This is a genomic window from Pseudomonas neuropathica, assembly GCF_015461835.1.
Taxonomy (GTDB): Bacteria; Pseudomonadota; Gammaproteobacteria; order Pseudomonadales; family Pseudomonadaceae; genus Aquipseudomonas; species Aquipseudomonas neuropathica.
This window is the reverse complement of the sequence record NZ_JACOPX010000043.1, coordinates 1-1,294: the sequence shown is the minus strand read 5'-3', so window position 1 is coordinate 1,294 and position 1,294 is coordinate 1. Positions and strand designations below refer to the sequence as shown.

Here is a 1,294-nt window from a genome sequence, read left to right as displayed (position 1 = left end):
ATGACATCTACTACGTCAACGGCACCTCGGTGAACGTGGTTGAAGCGGTGGGCGGCGGTGATGATGAAGTGCGCACTGTTTTGCTCAATCACACCCTGGCAACCAACGTTGAACGGCTGACCTACGTCGGTACCGGTAACTTTGTCGGTTACGGTAATGCTTCAGACAACGTCATTACCGGCGGAGTCGGTAACGACACTCTGATGGGTGGCGCGGGTGCTGACCAGTTCATCGGCGGTGCAGGCACGGATACCGTGAGTTATACCGACAGCCAAGTGGGTGTGACGATCAACACCAAAACCGGCGTGAACTCCGGGATCGCTGCCGGTGATACCTATGTCGGCATCGAGATGCTGGCGGGCTCCGGCAGCAACGACACCTTTATCAGTGGTGCTACTGCCGATCAGTTCGATGGTTCGAGCGGCACTGACACCATTGATTACTCCGGTTCGTCCAGCGGCGTGACGGTAAGTCTGGTTGGCGGTGTTCTGGGTGTCGGTGGTGATGCCCAAGGCGACAAGCTGTGGAACTTCGAAACCGTCATCGGCTCGTCTTTCAATGACGTCCTGACCGGGCAAACCACGGGCAACGTCCTGAACGGCGGTGCCGGTGATGACATCTACTATGTCAACGGCACTTCGGTGAACGTGGTTGAGGCGGTGGGCGGCGGTGATGATGAAGTGCGCACTGTTTTGCTCAATCACACCCTGGCAACCAACGTTGAACGGCTGACCTACGTCGGTACCGGTAACTTTGTCGGTTACGGTAATGCTTCAGACAACGTCATTACCGGCGGAGTCGGTAACGACACTCTGATGGGTGGCGCGGGTGCTGACCAGTTCATCGGCGGTGCAGGCACGGATACCGTGAGTTATACCGACAGCCAAGTGGGTGTGACGATCAACACCAAAACCGGCGTGAACTCCGGGATCGCTGCCGGTGATACCTATGTCGGCATCGAGATGCTGGCGGGCTCCGGCAGCAACGACACCTTTATCAGTGGTGCTACTGCCGATCAGTTCGATGGTTCGAGCGGCACTGACACCATTGATTACTCCGGTTCGTCCAGCGGCGTGACGGTAAGTCTGGTTGGCGGTGTTCTGGGTGTCGGTGGTGATGCCCAAGGCGACAAGCTGTGGAACTTCGAAACCGTCATCGGCTCGTCTTTCAATGACGTCCTGACCGGGCAAACCACGGGCAACGTCCTGAACGGCGGTGCCGGTGATGACATCTACTACGTCAACGGCACCTCGGTGAACGTGGTTGAAGCGGTGGGCGGCGGTGATGATGAAGT

The 1,294-nt window shown here is 57.7% G+C and carries 1 protein-coding gene; it reads left to right on the top strand.

Annotated elements, in window-relative coordinates; all coding sequences use genetic code 11:
• The coding region (locus H8F23_RS28665) for a calcium-binding protein (protein WP_194936572.1) at positions 1 to 1,294 on the top strand (1,294 nt) is incomplete at both ends.